The sequence below is a fragment of the Sulfurimonas sp. ST-25 genome, assembly GCF_048079205.1.
GTDB classification, from domain to species: Bacteria; Campylobacterota; Campylobacteria; order Campylobacterales; family Sulfurimonadaceae; genus Thiomicrolovo; species Thiomicrolovo sulfuroxydans.
In genome coordinates this window covers 717,111-738,412 of sequence record NZ_CP182225.1, presented here as the reverse complement: position 1 = coordinate 738,412, position 21,302 = coordinate 717,111, and the positions used below count along the sequence as shown (strand labels likewise).

The 21,302-nt window shown below is 58.2% G+C and carries 22 protein-coding genes; 10 read left to right on the top strand and 12 right to left on the bottom strand.

From position 1 onward, the window contains the following. Window positions 1-110: 110 nt before the first annotated feature. The 6 genes from ACM66T_RS03700 to ACM66T_RS03675 form a co-directional block, all read right to left on the bottom strand. Complete coding sequence (locus tag ACM66T_RS03700; protein ID WP_231020454.1) at window positions 111-2,030, bottom strand: ferredoxin--nitrite reductase; 1,920 nt, start codon at window positions 2,028-2,030, stop codon at window positions 111-113. Beyond that, the gene (cobA, locus tag ACM66T_RS03695) at window positions 2,002-3,300 is read right to left on the bottom strand and encodes a uroporphyrinogen-III C-methyltransferase (RefSeq protein ID WP_231020453.1); all 1,299 of its coding nucleotides are present in this window, start codon (window positions 3,298-3,300) and stop codon (window positions 2,002-2,004) included. Before cobA ends, ACM66T_RS03700 begins: the two co-directional genes overlap by 29 nt. Before the next feature lie 95 nt (window positions 3,301-3,395). Next, on the bottom strand, window positions 3,396-4,619 hold the full coding sequence (locus ACM66T_RS03690) for a hypothetical protein (protein ID WP_416768782.1): 1,224 nt from the start codon (window positions 4,617-4,619) through the stop codon (window positions 3,396-3,398). 158 nt (window positions 4,620-4,777) lie between these two features. Continuing rightward, window positions 4,778-5,569: an ABC transporter ATP-binding protein gene (locus ACM66T_RS03685; RefSeq protein WP_231020451.1), complete on the bottom strand. Its 792-nt coding sequence runs from the start codon at window positions 5,567-5,569 to the stop codon at window positions 4,778-4,780. 10 nt (window positions 5,570-5,579) lie between these two features. Continuing rightward, complete coding sequence (ntrB, locus tag ACM66T_RS03680; protein WP_349636718.1) at window positions 5,580-6,386, bottom strand: nitrate ABC transporter permease; 807 nt, start codon at window positions 6,384-6,386, stop codon at window positions 5,580-5,582. Window positions 6,387-6,423: 37 nt separating this feature from the next. Beyond that, window positions 6,424-7,824, bottom strand: a complete 1,401-nt coding sequence (locus ACM66T_RS03675; RefSeq protein ID WP_416768781.1) for a CmpA/NrtA family ABC transporter substrate-binding protein — start codon at window positions 7,822-7,824, stop codon at window positions 6,424-6,426. Window positions 7,825-8,012: 188 nt separating this feature from the next. Between ACM66T_RS03675 and ACM66T_RS03670 the strand changes: the two genes are divergently transcribed. After that, window positions 8,013-10,025: a molybdopterin oxidoreductase family protein gene (locus ACM66T_RS03670; protein WP_231020448.1), complete on the top strand. Its 2,013-nt coding sequence runs from the start codon at window positions 8,013-8,015 to the stop codon at window positions 10,023-10,025. A 4-nt stretch (window positions 10,026-10,029) separates the two neighbouring features. Here ACM66T_RS03670 and ACM66T_RS03665 read toward each other — a convergent pair whose 3' ends face one another. Beyond that, entirely contained in the window at window positions 10,030-10,509 is a 480-nt protein-coding gene (locus ACM66T_RS03665; RefSeq protein WP_416768780.1) for a YiiD C-terminal domain-containing protein, read from the bottom strand. A gap of 91 nt (window positions 10,510-10,600) precedes the next feature. On the opposite strand from ACM66T_RS03665, the gene ACM66T_RS03660 reads away from it, so the two are divergent. From ACM66T_RS03660 to ACM66T_RS03650, 3 genes are all read left to right on the top strand, one after another. After that, window positions 10,601-10,984 (top strand): YbgC/FadM family acyl-CoA thioesterase, encoded by a 384-nt coding sequence (locus ACM66T_RS03660; RefSeq protein ID WP_231020446.1) that lies wholly within the window; start codon window positions 10,601-10,603, stop codon window positions 10,982-10,984. Further along, window positions 10,981-12,189, top strand: coding sequence for a beta-ketoacyl-ACP synthase II (gene fabF, locus ACM66T_RS03655; RefSeq protein WP_231020445.1), 1,209 nt, complete (start codon window positions 10,981-10,983; stop codon window positions 12,187-12,189). Before ACM66T_RS03660 ends, fabF begins: the two co-directional genes overlap by 4 nt. Before the next feature lie 62 nt (window positions 12,190-12,251). Beyond that, window positions 12,252-12,833 carry a TetR/AcrR family transcriptional regulator gene (locus tag ACM66T_RS03650; RefSeq protein ID WP_231020444.1) on the top strand — a complete coding sequence of 194 codons (582 nt, stop codon included), beginning with the start codon at window positions 12,252-12,254 and terminating at the stop codon, window positions 12,831-12,833. Between the two features lie 114 nt (window positions 12,834-12,947). On the opposite strand, the gene ACM66T_RS03645 is transcribed toward ACM66T_RS03650, so the two are convergent. The 5 genes from ACM66T_RS03645 to ACM66T_RS03625 all read right to left on the bottom strand — a co-directional run bounded on the left by ACM66T_RS03645 (window position 12,948) and on the right by ACM66T_RS03625 (window position 15,033). Then, entirely contained in the window at window positions 12,948-13,607 is a 660-nt protein-coding gene (locus ACM66T_RS03645) for a hypothetical protein (RefSeq protein ID WP_231020443.1), read from the bottom strand. Continuing rightward, window positions 13,597-13,782: a hypothetical protein gene (locus tag ACM66T_RS03640; RefSeq protein WP_231020442.1), complete on the bottom strand. Its 186-nt coding sequence runs from the start codon at window positions 13,780-13,782 to the stop codon at window positions 13,597-13,599. Before ACM66T_RS03640 ends, ACM66T_RS03645 begins: the two co-directional genes overlap by 11 nt. 41 nt (window positions 13,783-13,823) lie before the next feature. Then, window positions 13,824-14,213, bottom strand: a complete 390-nt coding sequence (locus ACM66T_RS03635; RefSeq protein ID WP_231020441.1) for a carboxymuconolactone decarboxylase family protein — start codon at window positions 14,211-14,213, stop codon at window positions 13,824-13,826. A gap of 88 nt (window positions 14,214-14,301) precedes the next feature. Beyond that, window positions 14,302-14,610 (bottom strand): hypothetical protein, encoded by a 309-nt coding sequence (locus ACM66T_RS03630; RefSeq protein WP_231020440.1) that lies wholly within the window; start codon window positions 14,608-14,610, stop codon window positions 14,302-14,304. 93 nt (window positions 14,611-14,703) lie between these two features. Next, window positions 14,704-15,033 (bottom strand): hypothetical protein, encoded by a 330-nt coding sequence (locus ACM66T_RS03625; RefSeq protein ID WP_231020439.1) that lies wholly within the window; start codon window positions 15,031-15,033, stop codon window positions 14,704-14,706. Window positions 15,034-15,211: 178 nt separating this feature from the next. On the opposite strand from ACM66T_RS03625, the gene ACM66T_RS03620 reads away from it, so the two are divergent. The 6 genes from ACM66T_RS03620 (at window position 15,212) to ACM66T_RS03595 (ending at window position 21,287) form a co-directional block, all read left to right on the top strand. Then, window positions 15,212-16,063, top strand: a complete 852-nt coding sequence (locus ACM66T_RS03620; RefSeq protein WP_416768779.1) for a DMT family transporter — start codon at window positions 15,212-15,214, stop codon at window positions 16,061-16,063. Window positions 16,064-16,311: 248 nt separating this feature from the next. Then, the gene (locus tag ACM66T_RS03615) at window positions 16,312-17,133 is read left to right on the top strand and encodes an alpha-E domain-containing protein (protein WP_231020437.1); all 822 of its coding nucleotides are present in this window, start codon (window positions 16,312-16,314) and stop codon (window positions 17,131-17,133) included. A 343-nt stretch (window positions 17,134-17,476) separates the two neighbouring features. Continuing rightward, window positions 17,477-18,751: a circularly permuted type 2 ATP-grasp protein gene (locus tag ACM66T_RS03610; protein ID WP_231020436.1), complete on the top strand. Its 1,275-nt coding sequence runs from the start codon at window positions 17,477-17,479 to the stop codon at window positions 18,749-18,751. 1 nt (window position 18,752) lies between these two features. Next, window positions 18,753-19,409: an alpha-E domain-containing protein gene (locus ACM66T_RS03605; protein ID WP_231020435.1), complete on the top strand. Its 657-nt coding sequence runs from the start codon at window positions 18,753-18,755 to the stop codon at window positions 19,407-19,409. Between the two features lie 2 nt (window positions 19,410-19,411). Further along, window positions 19,412-20,368, top strand: a complete 957-nt coding sequence (locus ACM66T_RS03600) for a M14 family metallopeptidase (protein WP_231020434.1) — start codon at window positions 19,412-19,414, stop codon at window positions 20,366-20,368. Continuing rightward, window positions 20,355-21,287: a M14 family metallopeptidase gene (locus tag ACM66T_RS03595; protein WP_231020433.1), complete on the top strand. Its 933-nt coding sequence runs from the start codon at window positions 20,355-20,357 to the stop codon at window positions 21,285-21,287. The genes ACM66T_RS03600 and ACM66T_RS03595 overlap by 14 nt, the downstream gene beginning before the upstream one ends. The last annotated feature ends 15 nt before the right edge of the window (window positions 21,288-21,302 follow it).

Sequence of the window (21,302 nt, the reverse complement as noted above, 5' to 3'; positions counted from 1 at the left end):
TCAAAAAATGATTTTTGCGTCACTCGCTGTAGAAGATTCGCCGCAAATGACGCACGCAGCTGTGTGCAGAAAAACCGTCTTTATAGAAGCGCCCGGATACCGGGCACGCTTTACGATTGGAAGAGTGCCACGAAGCCGTTTAGTTCCGTAAAGGCTTTGGCGCGGAGGTTGGCATTGGGCTCAAGCATCTTGGTCACCATCCGGGCCAGGTTTGCGTCGATACTATTGTGATCGAGCAGTGTCGTATCCAACCGCTCCCCCTCTGAGGGCATATAGTGCGCCTGCAGCGGGTAGGCCGTCTCGCCCGTCAGTTTCTTGTAGAGCCGGCAGCCGAAGTCGAAGAGTTCGAAGGATTCGTTTCGGCCGCTTTTCGCACCCGCCTCGAACCCCAACGCCAGCTCGATACCCCTGTCGCGCACATAGGCCTGCATCTGCATGATAAAGCCGATCGCCGCGGGCGAGTAGAGCGCCAGCACCCGGTCGTGGAACTGTCCGAAGCTCTCCCCCGCCCTGCGCAGGCGGCGGTACTCGCGCATCAGCGACTCGACGTGGTAGCGCGCGAACCGCAGCGGCACGGACTTCATGACGCTGTACCCCTCCTGCCCTTCGGCGGTGAGTTTGCCCCCGAGCGTGATGTGCACTCCGTGCTCCGTCTCGCCGTTCACCTTGGCCTTGCACCCCTCGAAACCGATGTCGCCGACCCCGTGCAGGCCGCACCCTTTGACGCAGCCCGACCAGTGCATCCGCACGCGGCCGCCCTCCAGCGGCACCGCGAGGCTGAGGTATTCGGCCATCTCGATGGCGTCGGGTTTGTTCGGGATGACGCCGAAGGGGCAGTGCTCCTCCCCGGCGCAGGCGATCAGGTGGTTGAAATAGGGGCTGGAGACGCTCTTGTAGGTCTCGAAAAACGGCGTCTCCATCAGGGCCTCGTAGCGGACCGCATCCACCCCGAGAAGGTAGAGGCTCTGTTCAATGTCGAGGCGCACGCGCCCGTCGCCGAAGGTCTCCGCCGCCCCCGCCGCGGCGACAAGGTCGCTGCCGCTGAAGACGCCGGAGGGGACGACGGCATGGACGGCGAAGGTGCCGTTGTTGAGCTGGACCCGACCCTGGTCAGGGTCGCTGTTGTCAAGCTGTGTCAGCGTCTCCCCGGCCGTGGCGAAGTCGATACCCGCCTTTTCGCGGATGGCCGCGGCGAGGGCCTCCATCCCCACCGCCTCGATGAGGAAGTGAAGGCGGTTCTTGTTGCGGTTGTCGCGGAAGCCGTAGTCGCGGTAGAGCTCGATGAGGGCCCGGAACATCGCCACGGCCTCCGCCTCGTCGCGCACGAAGATGTCCGCGTTGCGCGCGATCACCCCGACCCTTCCTCCGAGGTAGACATTGTAGCCGTAGACCCCCTCTTTTTGCGCCAGCACAAACCCGCAGTCCTGCCCGAAGATGTTGCAGCGGTTGGCCAAAGAACCGCAGACTCCCGTATTGAACTTGCGCGGCAGGGCGCTGACCCACTCCCAGTGGCCCAGGAAAAGCTCTTGCAGCTTCTGAAGGAGCCCCTGCGACGGCAGAATGTTATCGAAGGCCACCCCGTCGAGGGGGTCGTTGACCATGTTGCGGAAGTTGTCCACCCCCGTATGAAAGGTCGTCAGCCCCACCGTTTCAAGGCGTTCAAGGATCTCCGGCATCGCTTCGATGCTTAAATAGCGCAGGACGATCTGCGCCCGGGTCGAAATATCGATGTAATCCTGGCCGAACTCCCGCGCGATCTCGCCGACGGTGCGTGCCTGGGCGGCATCCAGCTGGCCGCCGGGAATGCGCACCCGCATCATGAAGCGCTCCGGGGTCATCGGGCGGTCGAAAATGCCGAAGCACTTCAGGAAGTAGCCGAGATCCTCCTTGGGGATGCTGCCGTACCCCCCTTTGGCGTACTCGGCGATCTGTTCGAACGCCTCTTTGGGGGTTTTGAGCGCCTTGGTCTGCTCGACCTTGTTCGTTTTGGTATTCCGGGCTTCAGAGGCCGCTTGCAATACGCTGATCATGGTACTCCCCTTCGTTGATATACTGCGGCAGCACCGCGTGCAGGTTGACGACGTCGCCAAAGACGATGATCGCGGGGCGCGGGGCGTTTTCGGCCACCGCCGGCAACCCCTCCAGCGTGGTGATGAAACGCTGCTGGTCCGGCCGGGAGGCGTTGGAGATGACGGCGCAGGGCATCGCCGCTTCCGCGCCCGCTTCCAGTGCCTTCTCCACGATCTCTTTGGCGCGCGAGACCCCCATCAGCACGATGGTCGTATGGTTTTTCAGTTTGAGCAGGTCGATCCACTCCGTGTTGATACGGTTACCCGCCAGGTGCGCGGAGACGATGGAGAGGTTCGCCGCGTACCCGCGTGCCGTCGGGGCGATCCCTGCGGCAAGCGGTCCGGCGACGGCCGAAGAGATCCCCGGGACGACTTCGACACGGATTCCTTCCGCGACAAGCGCCTCCGCCTCTTCCGCCCCGCGGCCGAAGATGTAGGGGTCTCCCGCCTTAAGCCGGGCGACCTCCAGCCCCTTCTGCGCGTACTCGATCAGGAGTGCATTGATCTTCTCCTGCTTGATGCTGTGGTGTCCTTTACGCTTGCCGACGTGGATGACCATCGTCGCTTTGGGGATGATCGCCTTGATCTCCTCGCTGACGAGGTGATCGACGAAGACGACGTCCGCTTCCGTGATAAGGCGGTAGGCCTTGAGCGTCAGCAGGTCGACGTCCCCCGTGCCGCAGCCGACCAGGTGCACCCGTCCGAGCTGCCGGTTCGCCTCGGCTTTGAGCGCCCCCGGGCGGATATGCCCGGCAAGGCGCTCGCGCATCGCCTTTTGGCCCAGTGCGGCCAATGATGCGGGCAGCATCCGGGCGATCTTGTCGCGAATGGCCTGGGCGAGCGCCGGCGAGCCCCCGCTGGAACTTACCGCAATCTTGACCGGCCCCTGCTCGATCAGCGCGGCAAAGAAGAAGTCGCACTGCTCCGGGACGTCGACGACGTTGAGCAGGAAACGCTGCCGCTGTTTGAGCGCCGTCAGCATCGCCGTCACCTCGGGGTTACCGGTAGCGTCGATGACAATGCCGTACTCCCGGCAATCCTCCTCCGTCACGGAACGTTCACACGCCTCCGGGACAAGCGAGCGCATCGCCTCGCTGCACTGCGCGGCGATGACGTCGAAATCGATCTTGTTGCGGCGCATCACCTGCGCCTTTTGCAGGGCGACCGGCCCGCCGCCTATCAGCAGTATCTTCGGGTTGTGCAGTACAACGGGAAGGGTAATTCTTTGCATCATGAATCCTTCGTATGTTTTTTAATGCGCCTTCGGTGGTGAAGAAGCGTCAAAAAACATGACCGTCCCCGGCGGCCGGACCGGCCGCACGAACTTTATTTGACCATAAACTTGTAATCGAGCTGGGCCCAGACTTTGGTCACGTCGTTGCCGGTGTCGCCCTTGGAATAGAAGGCCGCCTTGGCCAGGAACGCAAGGTCCTTGACGCCCGGAACCTTGTTGGCATAGAGCACGTCAAACTCGCTGCCGAGGTCTTTGTTTGCGCCGGAGAGCGCGTCAAACTTGTGGTAGACCCCCAGCACCTTCCCGACGCCCGGCGCCGCAAATCCCAGTTTGCCGCTCAGGTCCGCCAGACCGTCGTTGTTGCTGCCTGCCGTACGCCCCAGAAAGACGTCCGCCCACCCCTGGAACTTGTGCAGGGTCGCCAGCGGAGTCGTGAAGCCCTTGGTGCTGTTGCTCTCGGCGTCGCCGAGCACCTCGTACTCCGCCCCGACAATGAGGCCGGAGATGTTCGCGCCCAGGGCGATGTCGTAGTAGGCAGCATCGATCTCCGGCGCATCATCGAGGGCGTAGGTCAGCGAAGCGTCGCTCTGCTTGGCATAGGAGGCCGCATAGTTCAACGTCACACCGTCCAGGGCGATATCCCCGGAGACGCGCAGGCCGTAAGTGTCGTGAATGTCTGCAAGCATATAGCCGAACCCCGTGACAGAGAGCGCCTTGCCCGCCGAGTACGTGGCGTGCAGGAGCAACGATCCCGTGTCCGTCGTCGGGTTGGCATTGACCCCCTGGTAGCCGTAGATCCAGGAGGCCATCAGGGAGAGGCCCTCGATGGAACCGTTGCTCAGCGTCACCGTGTCGTAGGCGCGCTCCATCTGGCGCCAGCCGACGGTGCCCACGAAGCGCTGGTCGTCGAGGTTGACGAAGGAGCGCCCTGCAAGCAGGGTCGTGTCCGCCGCCGTGTAGGCCAGGTACCCTTCGGTCAGGATCGCCTGCTGGGGGTCCAGGATCAGGTCATAGGTCCCATTCTGCGGCGCATAGTCGTTGTAGCCGAAGTTGTTGACCGAGGTCATCCCCACCTTGGCAGTAAGCCCTTCGAGGCCGAGGAGCGTCCCTTCGACCGCAAGGCGCGTCCGCGCCGTAAAGGCGTTAGCCGTATCGAGGCCGTTGTCCTTCACGTCCGCCATCTCGTAGCGCGGGCGGATCTCTCCGCTCACTTTCAGACCGTCCAGGAGAACGATCTCTTCGGCCGCTGATACGGCCACATTCATACTTCCAACAATAACCGGCACGGCGGCCAGCGACATCATCCACTTCTTCATTCAATTTATCCTTTTACAATCTCGAGGCGGCACCTCTGGAGAGCCCCGCATGATGCGACGGGACTCCCCACAGATACCGGCTATCTTTTGCACCGGAACGCCGGGGAAATGCCTCCCCTGGTCCGGCAGAAACACATTATGGTCGGTTGTTCATTTCGTTATTCGTCGTCCTTGGCGAACTTCTCGTAGAGGAAACTGAGGATCGCTTCGCGGCAGCGGACGTATTCGGGGTCCTGCTGCAGTGCCACGCGGTCGCGCGGACGCTCCAGGTTCACCTCGAGGATCTCGCCCACCGTCGCTTCGGGGCCGTTGGTCATCATGATGACCCGGTCGCTCAGCAGCACCGCTTCGTCCACGTCGTGCGTAATGATGATGACGGTGTTCTGCACCTTCTCCTGGATGCGCATCAGGTGCTCCTGGAGGTTGGCGCGCGTCAGCGAATCAAGGGCCCCGAAAGGTTCGTCCATCAGCAGTACCTCGGGCTTGATGGAGAGCGCCCGGGCGATCCCGACGCGCTGCTTCATCCCCCCGCTGATCTCGCCGGGGTATTTATCCTTGGCGTGGTCGAGGTTGACCATGCTGACGAACTTCATGACCCGTTCGCCCAGTTCCTGCTTGTTCAGTTCCGGCATCACCTTTTTGACGGCCATCTCGATATTTTGATAGACCGTCAGCCACGGCAGCAGCGAGTGGTTCTGGAAAACGACGGCGCGCTCGGGGCCGGGGCCGCCGATCTCCTTGTTATTCAGGAAGATCCCGCCGCCCGTGTTGAGGTCCAGCCCCGCGATCATGTTGAGCAGCGTCGACTTGCCGCAGCCCGAGTGCCCGATGATGGAGATGATCTCGTTCTTTTTAATCTCCAGGTCCACGTCCCGGACCGCCACGTACTCCTTCCCGCCCGGGAGCGGGAACACCTTGTCGACATGTTCCAGTGAGAGAAATTTACCCATGCTGTCCTCCTCAGGCGCGTTTTCGGTAGTCGAAGAAATCGGCGATCTTGCCCATGATGACGTCGAGGATATACCCCACGACACCGACGATGATGATCCCGATAATGATGTTCGGGTAGTTCAGGTTGTTATACTCGTCCCAGATCCAGAACCCGATGCCGATCCCGCCGGTAAGCATCTCCGCCGCGACGATGACGAGCCAGGCGATCCCCAGGCTCAGCCGCATCCCCGTAAAGATGTAGGGCACCGCGACGGGCAGGATGATCTTGCGGATCGTCTCGAAGGGGGTGAACTGCAGCACCTTCGAGACATTGAGATAATCCTGGTTGACGCTGCGGACTCCCAGGGCCGTATTGATGATAATCGGCCAGATGGAGGTGATAAAGATCGTCGAGACGGCCGTCAGGTTGATGTCCTGGAAGACCATCAGCAGCAGCGGCAGCCACGCCAGCGGCGAGACCGGCTTGAGGATCTGGATGTAGGGGTTGAGCGCCATCAGAAAGCTTTTGCTCATCCCGATCAGCAGCCCCACGGGGATCCCCACGAGGATCGCCAGCGCGAAGCCCCCGAAGACCCGGCCGAGGGAGTTCGTGATCTGCCAGGCGATCCCCTTGTCATCCTCGTTCTCGACATAGAACGGATCGGAGAGCACCCCCGTGATCTCGTCGCCGTCGGCATTGATTCCCCCGAACGCCGCCACCCATGTGCTGTGGGGCGTCGGGAACTCTTCGACATTGTTGGCCACCAGTTGCCAGCCCGCCAGAATGACGAACAGCACCATCAGCGGCAGCGCGGTTTTTTTAATAATTTCCTGCATCATGTTTTCCTGGTTTCGGCCGCGAAGGGCCGAAGATTTATTTCGTTACGTATTTGGGGTCGGCACAGCCGGCGGGGCCGTAGGGGCAGACATAGTCGGGCTGGGCCGTCTTGAGGCTCCCTTCCCAGGCGTTGGCCGCTTTGAGGTCCGCCTCGCTCACCAGCGGGTTCGTCACCTTGAAGCTGTAGATATACTCAACCGCTTTGTTCGGATCGTAGACCTTGCCGTCCATGAACATGTTGTACTTATCCACGCCGTCTTTTTTCCACGGGCTCGGCGGCAGGGCGTAGCCCACCTCTTTGGCCGCGGCCTCGAAGAGGTCGGGACGGTAGGTCTTCTCGATGACCGCTTTCATATCGACAGGTTTGTCGAGCTGTCCCCAGCGGTACATCTGCGTGATGAACCACATGCCGTGGCTGTAGAAGGGGTACGCCGCGTAGTAGTTGGCGAAGACGTTGAACATCGGGTTGGGCTCGGAGTCCTGCCCTTTGAGGTACTGGAAGGTCCCCGTCATCGACTTCTCAAGGACCGGGACCGGCGCCTTGACGTAGTTGGGCTTGCTCAGGATCTTCGCCGCCTCTTTGCGGTGTTCCCAGCTCTCGTCAAGCCACATCTGCGCCTCGATGATCGCCTTCATGACCGCCTTGGTCGTTTCGGGGTTCTTTTCGACAAAGTCCGCCCGGGCCTGGAGCACCTTCTCGGGGTTGTTGTTCCAGATGTCGTAGTTGGTGACGAGGGTCGAGCCCTTCTTCTTCAGAACGATCCGTTCGTTCCACGGCTCCCCGACGCAGTAGCCTTCGATGTTGCCGGCGATCAGGTTGCTGGGCATCGTCGGCGGCGGGAAGGGTTTGATCGTCGCGTCGCGGTCGGGCTCAATGCCGGAGGATGCCATCCAGTAGCGCAGCTCGTAGTTGTGCGTCGAGACCGGGTGGACCATGCCGAAGCTCAGCGGCTGGTATTTGCCACCCTCTTTTTGATGCTTGGCGTCAATGTACTTTTTCAGCGACTCGGAACCGAGCGGACGTGTCTTCTCGTCCATACCGTAGGTTTTCATCTTCTTGATAATGTTGTTGCCGAACGTGATGCCGTTGCCGTTGAAGTCGAGGCTCAGCAGCGCCTGGAGGTTTGCATCACCGTTGATGCCCAGCGTCGCCGCGATCGGCATCCCCGCCAGGGCGTGCGAGAAGTCGTACTCGCCGTTGATCACTTTCTGCTGGATCCCCGGCCAGCCGCCGCCCTCTTTGACGACGTGGACGTCCAGGCCGTACTTGTCAAAGAAGCCCTTCTCCTCCGCGATGACGATGGGGGCACAATCCGTCAGCGCGATAAAGCCGATGGTCAGCTTCTTCTTTTCGACGTCCGCCATCAGCGTCGTCGCCGCCAGCCCGAGGGCGAGTCCGGCCAGTGTCAAACCTTTCAATCCAGATGCACTTTTCATTGCTTAAACCTTTATTTTTTTTGAAACTCTGTTTCGGTTGCACCATTATGGCATGCCATAGGGATTAAAATGACAATTTATTTGTATGTTTTTTATACAATAGTCTTAATATTTTCTTAGCATACTATGTCATAATACGTCAGCAACAACGAAATATTGACCCCTATATATAGAGAGAAAGGCTTGTTATGAAAATCAAATCCGTCTGCGGATACTGCGGAGTGGGCTGCGGCATTGAGTACGACACCCGGCGCCTCGTCGGCGACATCGATTACCCCGTCAACGAGGGACTCGTCTGCTCCAAAGGGGCCAGCGAGCTGCACACCATCGAGACACCGACGCGGCTGCTGCGCCCCAAGCTGCGCAAAGCCTATGAAGACTTTACGGAGATCTCCTGGGAGATGGCCATCGAGACGATCGTCCACAACATCCGCTCCACCTCCCCCGAGCGGATCGGCTTCTACCTCTCGGGCCAGATGCTCACCGAGGACTACTACGTCGCCAACAAGCTCGGCAAGGGGTTCCTCGGGACCAACAACGTCGATACCAACTCGCGCACCTGCATGGCCAGCGCCGTCGTCGCCCACAAGAAGGTCTTCGGCGTCGACTACGTCCCCGTCCGGATGGAGGAGATCGAACACTGCGACCTGCTGATCATGATCGGGGCGAACCCCGCCGAAGCGCACGTCGTTTTCAACAACAAGATAAAAAAAGCGAAAAAAGAGGGGCTAAAAACCGTCGTCATCGACCCGCGCCGCACGGAGACGGCCGAGCAGGCCGACCTCCACCTCCCCATCCGCGTTGGCACCGACATCGACTTCCTCAGCCTCGTCGCGCGCCGCATCGTCGACGATGGCAAAACCGACAACGCCTTCCTCGACGCGCACGTCAACGGGTTTGACGCCTACCTCAAAAAGATCAAGAAGATCCCGACGAAGAAACTGCTCAAACGGTGCGGGTTAGAAGAATCGGACTTCGAAGCCTTCATGGAACTCTTTTACGAGAGCGAGAACGTCATCTCCGCCTGGACGATGGGGCTGAACCAGAGCGCGCAGGGGGTCGACAAGAACCTCGCGCTCATCAACCTCCACCTGCTCACCGGCAAGATCAACCGTCCCGGCAACGGCCCCTTCTCCCTGACCGGTCAGCCCAATGCCATGGGGGGCCGCGAGGTCGGGGGGCTGGCGACAACCCTCGCGGTGCACCTGGATTTCAACGAGGAGTCCATTGCCAAGGTGAGCGAATTCTGGGGGGCGCAGAACATCGCCCCCGCCCCGGGACTGACGGCCTTCGAGATGATCGAAGCGGCCGAACGGCGCGAACTCGACGTCCTTATCATCTGCCACACCGACCCCGTCTACCACCTCCCCAACCGCAGCCGGGTCGAGGCGGCGCTGAAAAAGGTCCCCTTCATCGTCGAGATCAACGCCTATGACGACAGCGAAACGAAACCCTTTGCCCACCTGCGGCTGCCGGCGGCCCCCTGGGGCGAAAAAGAGGGGACGCAGACCAACATGGACCGCAGCATCACCCGCCAGGAGCGCCTGACCCGCCGCAGCATCGATTGTAAACCCGACTGGGAGATCTTTTCGATGATCGGGCGGGCCATGGGCTTCGTGCGCGCCTTCGACTACCAGAACGCCGAGGCGATCTGGGACGAATACCGCCGCATGACGGCGCTCAGCCCGAAGGGGCACATGGACATCAGCGGCGTCGACGCCGCCAGCCTCAAAAACGGCGGCTACGTCTGGGGCGAAGGGCTCTTTGACGATAACGAGTTCCTCACCCCCGACGGTCGGGCGAACCTCATCTTCGTGCAGAACGAACGCCGCAGCGAAAGCAGCTCGCTGGAGTTCCCCTACCTGCTCACCACCGGGCGGACCCGCGACCAGTGGCACAGCGGCACGAAGACCGCCTTCGTCGACCGCCTGCTCAAGCACAAGCCGCTGAGCTACATCGAGATCAACAGCGAAGATGCGCAAAGCGCAGGGATTGCGGACGGCGACAAGGTCAAGGTGACGACGGCCAGGGGTGCGCTCGTCTTCGAGGCGAAGGTGACGGAGAACATTCGCGAAAAGACCCTCTTCGTCCCCGTCACCGACCGCCGGATCAACTACCTTACCAACGATCTCCTCGACCCCGAGTCAAAAGAGCCCGATTACAACCACAACGCGGCGAAGCTGGAGAAGTGGAGCGGCTGACGCCTCAGAGCGTCTGGATGAACCATGTAAAAGCGCCCTGCGACGTCAACACGCCGTTGACGTCCGTCACAGCGACATCGACCCGGATAGACCCCCTTCCCTTTCTGCCAAACTGATCTCTGAACGTTTCGACCGCCGAATCGTCCACTGACGCGGACGCGACGATCTTTGCCGCGGCGGGTTTTCTGTAACGTATCTGCGCCTCCCGCAAAAGAGGAACGACTTTTCCCTCCAGTTCGGGGAAGAGCGTCTGCAGGTACAGACCGCTCTGGGTCTCCGCCAGGGCGAACTGTGCGCTGGCGTGTATCGTATTGAGATGGTTCATCACCGTGCCGCTGAACCCCAGCGACACGCTCCCCTTCTCCTGTTCAAGCCCAATATGGCGTGCAAATGGTATATCGGCGGCTTCCAATAGATCTCCCTCATACTCTTCGGACGTTTTGTCTCTCTTGCCGTTCACGGCGCTTTGCTTATGCGGAAACAACTATACCATTTTACAACTAGACCGTTTAGTCTACTTTAAGCACATTTCCACTAGAATTTTACTAGACCAATCAGTCTAGAAAGGGAAAAAGATGCGGGTAACCGTCTATTACGAAGATACGGATGCGACGGGTCTGGTATTTCACCCGAATTATCTGAAATACTGCGACCGGGCCCGCGCCGCGCATTTTTTCAATACGGATACCGCGCTTCAGGGCGCCGACGGGCATCTGATCGTGCACTCTCTGGCGTGCCGCTATCTGACCCCCGCACGATTGGGAGACGTACTCGATGTCAGCAGCAACATCACAAAAATAAAGCGAACATCTTTGAAGATCGAACAGACGATCTCCCGCGGGAAAAAACCGATCTTCACCGTGCAGCTGACAATGCTTTACGTGCGCAACATGCGTCCGAGCCTCTTCCCCGAAGAGATGCTCAGGCTATTTCATACGATTGAAAAGGAGTTAATATGAACCCTATTGTCATTACGGGAATCGGCATGATCAACGGCGTCGGCAACAGTGCCGAGAGCGCTTTTGAAGCACTGCTCGAGGGCGTATGCGGCATCGACTATATCACCCATTTCGACGCCTCCGGCGATGCCGTACAAATCGCCAGCGAAGTGAAGGATTTCGATCCGGGCAGCGTCATGGACCCCAAAGACATCAAAAAGAGCGACCGCTTCATCCACCTGGGGATGCATGCGCTGAAAGAGGCCCTCGCCGACGCCGCGCTCGAACCGCAAAACGGGGATGCGGCCCGAATGGGCGTCAGCGCCGCCACCGGGATAGGCGGCCTGCCGATGATGCAGGAGAATATCGAAAAGAACGCCTTCGGCAAGAAGATCTCGCCCTTTTTCATCCCCGGATCCATCACGAATATGCTGGCGGGGTACGCCTCCATCTATTACGGGCTCAAGGGGCCGAACCTCTCCTCGACGACGGCCTGCACGGCGGGGCTTCACGCCATCAACCAGGCGGCGAAGACCATCATGGCCGGCGGAGCCGACGTCATGGTCGCCCTGGGCGCCGAAGCCTGCATCTGCGAGACGGGCATCCGCGGCTTCAGCGCCATGAAGGCACTCTCAACACACAACGACGACCCGAAAACGGCCTCCAGGCCCTTCGACAAGGAGCGCGACGGCTTCGTGATGGGTGAAGGGGCGGCGGCCCTTGTGCTCGAAACCCTGGAACATGCCCAAAAGCGGGGTGCGAAGATCTATGCACGGGTCGCGGGCTTCGGCGAAAGCGCGGACGCGGGCCACATCACAGCCCCCGCCACGGACGGCCCCGTCCGGGCCATGCGCTCTGCGCTGCAGATGGCCGGCAACCCACGAGTGGACTACATCAACGCGCATGGGACCAGTACCCCGCTTGGAGACGCTAACGAGACAAAAGCGTTCAAAGCGGTCTTTGAGACCGTACCTCCGGTCAGTTCCATCAAGGGGAGTATCGGCCACTGTCTCGGGGCCACCGGCATCATCGAAGCCGCCGTCTCCATTATGGCCCTTGAGCGCAACATCATGCCCCCGACCATCAACCTCCGCACCCAAGACGACGCCTGCGACCTGGACTACGTCGCGAACACCGCGCGTGAAAAGGAGCTTCAAACCGTCATGAGCACCAATTACGGTTTCGGCGGCACGAACGGGGCCATCATCTTCACCAAAGCGCTCTAGCCCGCGCTTCGGCGCCTGGGGACAAACCGATATAATGATGCAAAAATTTCAAGGGTTGAGATATGAAGCGCCAGGACTCAAGAGCGCGGCTGCTGGACGCCGCCTTTGCTGAAGTCTACAAGAACGGCTATCACGGTACCGGCACCGCCGTCATCCTCAAGGCCGCCGGGGTGCCCAAGGGGAGCATGTACCACTTTTTCGCTTCCAAAAAGGAGCTGGTACTGGCCGTGAGCCAGGAGCGCATCGTCCCGAAAATGGACGACTTCTTCGACTTTGCGCGCCTGCCGGGCGAAAACATTTTTCAAACCTTTGCACGCATATTTGCGAAGATGCAGAACCACACCGCCCTCATCGCCAACGGCTGCCCTCTGCACCGCCTACTCGTGGAGATGGCCCCGCTCGACCCCGACTTTGAAGCCGTCCTGACAAAGGCCTACCACCATTTTATCGACAAGCTCTCTCTGGCGCTGGAAGCCGCCATTGCAGACGGTGAACTCGTAGCGTTTGACACCAAAGCCTTCGCCCGCTTCTTTATCACCTCCACCTGGGGAGAGATATCGCTGCCTCCCTCCCTCTCTTCGAAAGAATCGTTTGGACACCACGCCCAGTACCTGACAATCGTACTGGAACACTATCGGCGATAAAATCGCGATTCACTCTTTTTCGAGGCGAAGATCAATTGGATCGAATGCTTTTGGAAGAAAGCCGGTGTGGGTGTGACGATGCGTTTGGCGCAAAGCGCACAGCCAGCTCCAAGGCTAACTGAAATATTTTAAGATGCTGTCTCCGTATGCCTGGAGCATACTGCGGAACGCTTCGCGAAATTTGATAATCGAGAGCCTCGGTTCCCAGTTTTTCGGATCGACACAGATCTCTTTTTCCCATATCCGCATGGCCCGTTGGATATCGTCTTCTGAAAAGGTACTCATATCGAGCACCATCAGTTCCCCCTCCCCGGAAGCTACCAGATAAGGGCCGATGCCTGTGCCGAGTTCGGCATGCAGGCGAGCGACGATTTCGCTGGCACGCGGATAATCGTAATAATTTATCATGTCGACACAATCCTCAGAGTACAACTCATCAGTCACGGGCCAATACGTCGGTAACAGATCATATTCGTCAGAAGAGTGACTCTCCGTAGGATCCAACGTAGCGATGTACGCTTCGCATGTCTTCATATATCTGGCATATTGTCCGCTGGTGGGTCTTGAAGTAAAAATGACGAAGCCGTGGACACGGTACGAGGGGTCGGGCTTTTTACCATGAATGAGAAAAGAACGTGTGGCGATGGGCTCGTTTTCTGCAGCTGCGCCAGTCGGTGCATCCACTGGCACCGGAGAGCTACCGCTGCATCCCGCAAAAATCAAGACTGACGAAACCAGTACAATCCAGTGCATCGCGTTGATATTATTTGTCATTCTGTATCCCTTCGACATCTCTCGATTTCACAAAAAGTGCGGCAATCCCGTTGGACCCGCCAACACACAACAATGTCAACAGCCCGATGGAATCATTATCGAGCGGATGCATAAAATATGCAAGAAACAGGACCAAAACGACGCCAAGTATGGTGGCAATTCCATATTTTTTCATTCTATCAACCTTTTAAGATTTGACTGGTCGCCTCTGCGTTTTCAGTCTTTTACATTTATGTCCCGCTCGTCAAAAACCTCTTTGGCGGTCGCAAGCCCGTTCAGCGCGGCGGGAAACCCCGCATAGACGGCCATCTGGATCATAATCTCGATGATCTCCTGCGGTGTGCAGCCGACATTGAGCGCCCCGTGTACGTGGGCCTTTAACTGGGGCGCTGCCGTGCCTATCGCCGTCAGGGCCGCCACCGTGGCGATTTCACGGGACCGCAGGTCCAACCCCGGACGGCTGTAGATGTCCCCGAAGGGAAACTCCACAAGCAGGTCGGCGAACTCCGGAGCGATTGCGCTGAGGGCCTCTATGATCTTATCCCCCTGATCGCCGCCGACCTCGGCCAGTTTCTCCCTTCCGATTTTATACCTCTCAGATTTCAATTTTTGTCTCCTTTTTTCTTGGAAGTCTACATTTAAAATGTGCAATCAAAAAGCGCCCGCGGGTTTGTGATTGGTCTCTTTTGATTTGTTATAGCTCAACATGTTTGCCACAGGTTGGACAGTAATTGAATTCGACTTTTTCAGACAATGCGACTTGTATCATTTCAAATAAGTCGGTTTCACAATGTGGACACTTTGCCTCTTTGGCTTGATTTTTGAAGGCATGTAGAACTGTAAACATGAGGCCGATACTAAGCATTCCTATTATGCTAAATTGAAGTATGCCAAATGATGATTGCATAGAAAGATACATCAGTACAAGGAAAAGAAAAAGTGCTGCAATCGCAGTCACAATTTGCTTTTTCAACGCTTTTTTGTACTCTATTTTATTTCCCATCTTCAGATTCCCTTGTTACTATTACGTTTAAAATGACCAATCAAAAACCTGCTCGCGGGTTTTTGATTGGTCTCCTTTAGTTTGTTAGAAGTTTTAATCTCCGCCGCCACCGGAACCTCCACCCCCACTCCCATCAGAACCACTATGGCTGCCAGATGATGAACTGTCATTTGAAAAGTGATTCCAAAATGCATACCACTTAACATCATCATCTGGGTAATAGCCATCTCCACGAAATTTTGCATATCTGCTAAGTAGGAAAAGCTCTACAATAGCACCGATAAGAGGAATGAGGAGAATAAAAAGCACTTTATAAAACTTTTGATGTGCCTCATACAGTAACTCTTCGTTTATGACGACAAAAAGTGCAGCAAGGTCTAGAAGTATGACGAGTGCAATCGGCAATATCCATAGGTTGACCAAAGTCTACTCCTAAGAATTAATTAGTAGCAATAACGTATGTTCAGCTATTGAGAATTGAGACCAATCATACATTTCGTTCAAAAGCCATGATAGCAAAGTAGCAAATAGAAATCATTGAAATATCACATCACACCATTATCGGAGTATAATTCCCGAAATTTTCAGCAGGGAAGAAAAAATGGCGGGTTGGATCGTACTGGCGATGGTGTTGTGGGGCATCGGCTGGCCCGCGCTCAAGGTCGTGACCGACACTGATGTCCCGGTCGAGACCGTCACCTTTCTGCGCTTCGCCATCATGGCGGTTTCCTTCCTGCCCATCCTCTACTGGCGGCGCAAGCCGCTGCGCCTCAACCGCCGGACGCTGCGCTTCACTATCGCGGCGGGCGCACTCAACGTCGCATTTATGTACTTCGCCTTCTGGGGCGTGCAAACGGGCAGCGCCGGGGCGGGCGGGGTCATCATCACCGTGGCCAGTCCCATTCTCACGGCCCTGCTCGCCCTGATTGTCTTCCGCACCCGCGTCTCCCCGACGCAGCTGCTCGGGCTGGGAGTGGGACTGTTCGGCGGGATGCTGATGCTGGAGGTGTGGCACGCCGACCTGCTGCACAGCGGCAATGTCTTCTTTGTCGGCAGCGCGCTGGTGTGGGCCGTGCTCACCCTCCTGGGGCAGCAGTCGCACACGGAGATGGAGCCCATCCATTTCAACTTCTGGCTGGCCGTTTTCGCCGTGCCCATCGCGCTCGTTCCGGCGCTGCCCGCCGGGCTGGGCACGGTGCCGGACCAGGAGTGGCGTTTCTGGACGGGGCTGCTCTTTCTGGCCATCATGGGGCAGACGGTGGCGTCGACCATCTTCTTTGTCGCAGCGGGCAAGATCGGCTCGGCCAAGGCCGGAAGCTATATGTTCCTCGTGCCGCTGACCGCCCTGGTAGCGAGCTTTCTGCTGCTGGGAGAGCGCCCCTCCTTCTGGCTCGTGGCAGGGGGTGCCGTCAGTACCGCCGCCGTCTACTTCATCAACGCGCGCAAACGATAGGCACCCGTCGCTTTTCGATCGGCGGCTTTTCATAAACGTCCCCTATGTAAGCCCGTTTGTGCATTCAGAGGAGAAAGCGCCTTATTTTCCGTGATTTCACGTCCATTTCCACCTGAAAAAACCTGCTATGTTTAAAAGTTAATCAGAAATATCACCCTATGCACAGCCGCGCGTTCTATAATGGTCAAAATATATGCTCGAAACGTGTTTGAGCCCGACAGACCCGCTGTATCTGCAGGAGGCGCACTATGAACGCAGTACATGTTCCCCCCGTCGACCGAGATCCAAAGCATCTCTGGACGTTCAACGCCATCACCCTTTTTAAACGGCTCCGAGACTATCTTAACGGCTATGCCGACTACCGGCAGTACCCGAGCATAAAGTTTGTCGAAACCTGGCCCCAGCACAGTCATAAACACCAGCTGCTCACCACCTACGTCGCCACCAACCTCTACTGGTTCGGCCGCCACCTCCAGCGCGTCGAAACGACCCTGATCGACGTGCTGGAGCTCTTCAACGCGGTGATTGACACGGACAAAGAAGCCGGCGTACGCTACTTCGAGCATCTGGACATTGAGCTGGAGTACAAGAGCGCGCAGGATTTCCTTCAAAAGGCCGTCTTCGGCGACCACCCCGCAAACCTCGCCACCATTATGAGCAACGCCCGAGAAAACGCCATCATCTGCCGTCCCTATCTCGACGCGGAAGCCTTCGGGGAGACGATCAGGCTCTACAACCTCCTCGACACCTATGCCAAGACCGATACCAAGGTCGACTACCGTTTCATCGGGGATGCCCTCTCGCTCATCAACGAGGTGTGGGGGATCATGGCCCGTGGTCTTCTGCGGCGCAAAAGCGACCAGTTCATCCGCCTGGGCAAACTGACCGAGAAAGTCGACCTGCACCTGCGCCACGGCAAGAACGGCAACGAATCGGTCGTCTACCTGCACAATATTCTCATCACTGCGCAGCGGATCGCCCCGGAGGCGGAGATGCCCATCGACGAAAAAGATGATGAGGCCAACCTCGATGCTATCAACGACCTCTTCGAGAACCTGGTAGTGGTTTAGATGCGAGCAAAACAGACCCGCCGCGCCCCGTACCACATGCCGAACCCCCTGCGAAAAGCCGCGTTCATCAAATCGACGGATCGGGGCGGCTAGCCCTCCGCGCTTTGACGAAAAAACGAAAACCACAAAAGCACCGAATAAAAGCATTTTCTCATAGAATATGCAATATGATCTTTTATACCCACACCACCTTTGGCACCGTGAAACCCGCGGGTCGGAGTGATGTTCGCATAAAAGCATCAAGGGAGATACATTGATAGAAGAAACTGGAAAACTACATGAAAAGTTCTGGGAGATTTTTTCCCGGCAAGATCGACAGAAAGTCGAAGAGTTTCAGCGCTATATGGATAAGTTCGCTGTCAATTTCAATCTCTATAAAGACGGCAATTTCATCGAGCGTTCACTCCCCTTCGACGTCATTCCCCGCATCATCTCCAAGGAGGAGTTCGGCAAGATGCAGCGCGGCCTCGAGCAGCGCATCACGGCACTGAACCTCTTCCTGGAAGACCTCTATACCGAGGCCAAGATCGTCAAGGACGGCATCGTCCCCGAAGCCTTCATCCACCAGGCCAAAGGGTACCTCAAGGAGTTCGTCGGTTTCTCCCCGTCGCAGAAGATCAGGACCCATATCAACGGCATCGACCTCGTCAAGGATACCAAGAACGACGAATGGGTCATCCTCGAGGACAACCTGCGCGTGCCCAGCGGGGCGAGCTATCCGCTCTCCATCCGCGACACCTACCGCAAGATCTACCCGGAGTTCTTCGAAGAGCTGAAGATCGAACCGATCAAGCAGTACTCCTCCTATCTGCGCAACGCGATGGATTACGTCAATACCGGCGGCATCAACGTCGTTCTGACCCCGGGGCGCTACAACTCCGCGTATTACGAACACAGCTACCTCGCCGGAGAGATCGGGGCCGAACTGGTCCGCGCCGCCGAACTGGTCGTGGAGAACAAGGTCCTCTACTTTAAAAACTACGACGGGCGGCGCATCCGCGTCGGGGCGGTCTACCGCCGCCTTGACGACGACTTTCTCGACCCCAAGTTTTTCAACCCCGAAAGCCTCATCGGGGTGCCCGGCATCATCGAAGCCTACCTCGCGGGCAACGTGGCGATCATGAATGCCGTCGGCAACGGGGTGGCGGACGACAAGGGGATCTACTACTTCGTACCGCAGATGATCAAATACTACCTGAACGAAGAGCCCATCATGCAGAACGCGCCGACTTACCTTCCCTATTTCGAAAAGGACAAAAAATACATCTTCGACAACATCGACAAGCTCGTTGTCAAGGATGTCGCGGAAGCCGGCGGATACGGCGTCATGTTCGGGCACGCCATGTCCAAGATCCAGCTCGATGACCTCAAGACGATCATCGAGGCCAACCCCCGCCGTTTTATCGCCCAGGAGCTCGTTGAGTTCTACGACGAAGAGTGTCTCATCAACGGGGAACTGAGTCCCCGCAAAGCGGACTTCCGCGCCTATGTCGTCATGGGCGAGAAGGTCAATGTCTGGGAGTGCGGGCTGACACGCTATGCGATGGAAGCGGGCAACTACCTCGTCAACTCGTCCCAGGGCGGCGGGTTCAAAGATACATGGGTCATGGAGCTCTAAGATGGATCAACTTCTGAGCACCAACGTCGCCACCAATCTCTACTGGTTCGGACGCCACCTCCAGCGCGTCGAAACAACCCTCGTTGACGTCATCGAGATCTTCGACTGCGTCATCGACACGGACAAGGACGCCGGCAGGCGCTATTTCGAGCACCTCGAGATCGAACTCGACTACGCCAACGCCTCCCAGTTCCTAGACAACGCCATCTTCGGGGACCACCCCTCCAACCTGGCGGAGATCATGCGTTTCGCCCGCGAAAACGCGATCATCTCCCGGGCCTATATCGATACGGACGCCTTCGGCGAGACGATCCACCTCGCCGAGCTTTTCGACCACGCCTCGAAAAGCGCCGTCTTCGTCGATTACCGCTTCGTCGACGACGCCCTCTCGCTGATCAACGAAATCTGGGGCAGCATGAACCGCGGCCTGATCCGTTGCAAAAGCGACCACTTCGTCCGCCTGGGCAAACTGACCGAAAAGGTCGACCTCCACCTCCGTCACGGCAAGGACGGGAAGGAGCCGGTCGAGTACCTCAACAACATTCTGCAGACGGCGCAAAAGATCGCGCCCGATGCGAAACTTGCCATTTCCAGAACCGACGAAGAGGCCAACCTCGACGCCATCAACGCCCTCATCGACGAGCTCGTCGTCTACTGAAAATGAACCCGGAAATTACGGAAATCTTCTCTTCCGAGCTCCCGGTGGGAGAGACGCTGCGCATCCAGCGCGCCCGTTTCGCACCGGAAACAGTGCGTCCGGATGCCAAGCGCATCAGCGTTGTCAGCGGGATACACGGCGACGAGCTCGAAGGGCAGCTCGTCATCTACCTCCTGGCCGCCTGGCTGCGCGAGCACCCCGAGGCGCTGCGTGGGACCGTCGACATCTACCCCGCCGTCAACTCCCTGGGAGTCGACACCATTATCCGCGGTTTCCCCCTTTACGAGATCGACCTCAACCGCGCTTTCCCGGGGGCGCGCAACGATTTCCTGCCCGCGCAGGTGGTGCATGCCCTGGCCGGGGACGTCGAAGGCAGCGACATCGCCATCGACATTCACTCTTCCAACATTTTCCTGCGCGAGATCCCGCAGATCCGGATCAACAAGGCGTTCTCGGAGACGACCCTTCCCCTGGCCAAACAGCTCAACTGCGACTTCATCTGGATCCACGACGCCGTCACGGTCCTCGAAGCGACCTTTTCGCATACGATGAACGAACGGGGGACGAAAACCCTTGTCGTCGAGATGGGGGTGGGCATGCGGTTGACGAAGGCCTACGGGCGGCAGCTGCTGCGGGGGATCCTGAACCTGATGCAACAAGAGGGGATCATCGAAACCCCGACGGAGTTCAAGGTCCGCGAGCCGTTCACCTCCGAGGTCGGGGAGGTGTTTTACATTAACGCCCCCGCCGCCGGTCTTTTTGTCCCCGCCCTTGACCACTGCGAAGTGATTGAAAAAGAACAGTGGATCGGCGACATCGTCGACCCCCTCAGCGGGGCGGTGCGCGAATCCCTCTATGCCCCCAACGGCGGCGTTTTGTTCACCCTGCGCGAATACCCTGTCGTCTACGAGGGGTCCCTGCTCGCACGGATTTTCGGAGAGCCCGATGAAAAAAATTGAGATCCTGAAACTCGAGTCCCTCAGCCGCGCGCCGATGGTCGTCGAGGGGTACCTCTTCGAAGGGAGCGACCCCGATGCCCCCAGCGTCGCCGTTATCGGCGCCATGGAGGGGGCGACGACCCTGCCGCTGTATAGCGCGTCGAAGCTGGTCGATTTCCTGCGCAACAAACTCGGAAGCGAAAAGATCCTGGGCAATATCCTCGTCATCCCCTCCGTCAACCACTACGCCCTCAACATCAACGAACGTTTCTGGCCCCTGGACAAGACCGACATCAACATGATGTTCCCGGGCTACAACGAGGGCGAAACGACGCAGCGCATCGCCCACCGCCTCTTCGAAGCGGTCCAGGACTACGACTACGGCATCATCCTGGAGACGCGGACCGACCTCGCCACCTGCCTGCCCTACGTCAAACTCTTCAAGACCGGATACGAAGATGTGAAAAGCGCCCGCTGGCTGGGGCTCAAGGTCATTCACCACCGCGAACCCGAATCGATCGAGACGGTGTCGCTGCAGTACAACTGGCAGCTCTGGGGGGCCAAGGCGTGTTCCGTAGTCTGCCCCCATGAACCCCTGATCGACCCCGAATCCGCCCGGGTCATCATGGATAGCCTCATCAACTTCCTCAGCCACAGCGGCATCATCCGCTACGAGGCATTCAACGGCTACAACTCGACCGTCGTGACCCGCGAACGCATCGAGGTCATCAAAAGCCCCCGCAGCGGAATCTTTATCCCGACGCAGACACCCGGGACGACGGTCTCCAAGGATGAGACGATCGGCAAGATCGTCCACTCACTCGAAGGGGAGGTCATCCACCGTTTCCTCGCCCCCTGCGACGGCATGATCACCTGTATCTATATGCACTCGCTGATCTTCGAGAATGCCGTCGCCTACCGCATCGCGAAGATCCATTAGGCCGGTTGCGGCGGC

Coding starts and splice junctions, on each gene's coding strand:
- ACM66T_RS03620 (WP_416768779.1), top strand. CDS start 15,212: ATGGCGGGTTGGATCGTACTGGCGATGGTGTTGTGGGGCATCGGCTGG.
- ntrB (WP_349636718.1), bottom strand. CDS start 6,386: ATGCAGGAAATTATTAAAAAAACCGCGCTGCCGCTGATGGTGCTGTTC.
- ACM66T_RS03645 (WP_231020443.1), bottom strand. CDS start 13,607: ATGACAAATAATATCAACGCGATGCACTGGATTGTACTGGTTTCGTCA.
- ACM66T_RS03640 (WP_231020442.1), bottom strand. CDS start 13,782: ATGAAAAAATATGGAATTGCCACCATACTTGGCGTCGTTTTGGTCCTG.
- fabF (WP_231020445.1), top strand. CDS start 10,981: ATGAACCCTATTGTCATTACGGGAATCGGCATGATCAACGGCGTCGGC.
- ACM66T_RS03670 (WP_231020448.1), top strand. CDS start 8,013: ATGAAAATCAAATCCGTCTGCGGATACTGCGGAGTGGGCTGCGGCATT.
- ACM66T_RS03675 (WP_416768781.1), bottom strand. CDS start 7,824: ATGAAAAGTGCATCTGGATTGAAAGGTTTGACACTGGCCGGACTCGCC.
- ACM66T_RS03650 (WP_231020444.1), top strand. CDS start 12,252: ATGAAGCGCCAGGACTCAAGAGCGCGGCTGCTGGACGCCGCCTTTGCT.
- ACM66T_RS03690 (WP_416768782.1), bottom strand. CDS start 4,619: ATGAAGAAGTGGATGATGTCGCTGGCCGCCGTGCCGGTTATTGTTGGA.
- ACM66T_RS03685 (WP_231020451.1), bottom strand. CDS start 5,569: ATGGGTAAATTTCTCTCACTGGAACATGTCGACAAGGTGTTCCCGCTC.
- cobA (WP_231020453.1), bottom strand. CDS start 3,300: ATGCAAAGAATTACCCTTCCCGTTGTACTGCACAACCCGAAGATACTG.
- ACM66T_RS03595 (WP_231020433.1), top strand. CDS start 20,355: ATGAAAAAAATTGAGATCCTGAAACTCGAGTCCCTCAGCCGCGCGCCG.
- ACM66T_RS03600 (WP_231020434.1), top strand. CDS start 19,412: ATGAACCCGGAAATTACGGAAATCTTCTCTTCCGAGCTCCCGGTGGGA.
- ACM66T_RS03605 (WP_231020435.1), top strand. CDS start 18,753: ATGGATCAACTTCTGAGCACCAACGTCGCCACCAATCTCTACTGGTTC.
- ACM66T_RS03610 (WP_231020436.1), top strand. CDS start 17,477: ATGGATAAGTTCGCTGTCAATTTCAATCTCTATAAAGACGGCAATTTC.
- ACM66T_RS03630 (WP_231020440.1), bottom strand. CDS start 14,610: ATGGGAAATAAAATAGAGTACAAAAAAGCGTTGAAAAAGCAAATTGTG.
- ACM66T_RS03700 (WP_231020454.1), bottom strand. CDS start 2,030: ATGATCAGCGTATTGCAAGCGGCCTCTGAAGCCCGGAATACCAAAACG.
- ACM66T_RS03660 (WP_231020446.1), top strand. CDS start 10,601: ATGCGGGTAACCGTCTATTACGAAGATACGGATGCGACGGGTCTGGTA.
- ACM66T_RS03615 (WP_231020437.1), top strand. CDS start 16,312: ATGAACGCAGTACATGTTCCCCCCGTCGACCGAGATCCAAAGCATCTC.